Raw genomic sequence first — 1,376 nt, 5'->3', positions numbered from 1 at the left:
TGTTTTATCGCCTACGTACATCTTTCCGGCTTGGTGTTTTCCCTCTTGCCACCCGACGTGTACATGATCGTAGTGTCCAGCGGTTTGCCATAACACTTCTGTAAAGAGCGGTGACGTTTTCGCCCATTTTGCAAATTCGTCCATTTTATCTTTCGAACCCGCGAAGTCCATAGCCATGCCCTGGGAATGGCTATCCGGTCTCCCGCTCGGTCCGGTAGAACCGGGGCGGTACCCGCTTGTGAATCGTAAACCAAGGGATAACGCCTTATCATAAACTTGCTTCAGCTTGTCGTTTAGTTTGAGTCCCTGTAGATCCGCCATTCGTAGCACCGCCTTTCGGTTTTACTTTTTTATATCCCTTGGATCGTGAGGATGACTTTGTAACTTTCTTTGCTCCACTCTTTGCTGTAGCTTCCACTTGCGGGAATGCCTTGGCAAAAAACAGAACACAAGCCACAAAAGCCAATAGAATAAGCAAGGCACGAATGACGCCATTAGCGACACTTGTGAATATTCCACGTTTATCACTCCCTCCACCGGCTGGAACGCTTCCTTCTCCGGTGTATGGCGTCCCGTCGTCATACTTGTCTAATCCATTTTGTTTAATGATAGAAATCAGTTGCCCCGCATAGTTCGGATCGGTAGCATATCCGCCCGCCTTGATCCCACGTGCAAAATCTTCGTATGTCTTCGCATTTTTCAATTGAGAAGCATAGCGCGGTGTTTGTAAGAGTCGTGCGTGATCAGCCATCGACTCATAGTAGCTGTTGTATTTCCGGAATCCAGAAACACGACCACCGCCCGCGTCATATTCTTGTGACCATACAGTATGAGTTCCGGCAGGTCCAACACCTTTGATGCCGAATAGATTCTTTGCGTTGTAGGCAAGCCCGGACATTCCGCCGGGATTGCTACCACTAGATTCGAAGACCATTTGACCTAGAATAATAGAAGCGGGTATTCCTGTTTCTTTTTGAATTCTTTGGGCGTCATTTATGAATGGTCTAACATCTAGAGCCATTAATTAATAACTCCTAGAATGTGCGCCATAGCTTGGTGCGTCTTGAGTTTTTACTTTCCCAACTTCCATTCCGCCCCATTGTTTGTCTTGGACACCTTTTTTCACAAGATCAGCCATTTCTTGACGATCTTTCCCATACGCTTCTACAACATAGTAATCCTTTGCGCCCGCCCATCCATCTTTAATAAATTGTTTTCTGACATACGTCGTACTTGCTCCGGAATTAATTAAATATTGTTGACGCTTTAATGCTTCGTCACTGTTGTCAAACGTGACATAAATCTTTGTTAGTTCGGCAGGATCTTTCTTCCCTTGCATTTCTAAAATGGAATTAAGCAATTCTTCTTGTCGCCCG

The 1,376-nt window shown here is 45.6% G+C and carries 1 protein-coding gene and 2 pseudogenes; all 3 read right to left on the bottom strand.

Features of this window, described 5'->3' with window-relative positions; translation table 11 throughout:
• Positions 1-321, bottom strand: a pseudogene (locus MR107_RS29980) (D-Ala-D-Ala carboxypeptidase family metallohydrolase); the annotation flags it as partial.
• Complete coding sequence (locus tag MR107_RS29975; RefSeq protein ID WP_242293152.1) at positions 269-1,021, bottom strand: glycoside hydrolase family 73 protein; 753 nt, start codon at positions 1,019-1,021, stop codon at positions 269-271. The pseudogene MR107_RS29980 and the gene MR107_RS29975, both read right to left, overlap by 53 nt.
• A 3-nt stretch (positions 1,022-1,024) precedes the next feature.
• Positions 1,025-1,376 (bottom strand): annotated as a pseudogene (locus MR107_RS29970) (hypothetical protein); the annotation flags it as partial.

Origin of the sequence: Bacillus cereus group sp. BfR-BA-01441 (assembly GCF_022663075.1) — a bacterium.
Classification (GTDB): Bacteria; Bacillota; Bacilli; order Bacillales; family Bacillaceae_G; genus Bacillus_A; species Bacillus_A cereus.
This window is presented reverse-complemented; position numbering and strand designations above follow the sequence as displayed.

Coding starts and splice junctions, on each gene's coding strand:
- MR107_RS29975 (WP_242293152.1), bottom strand. CDS start 1,021: ATGGCTCTAGATGTTAGACCATTCATAAATGACGCCCAAAGAATTCAA.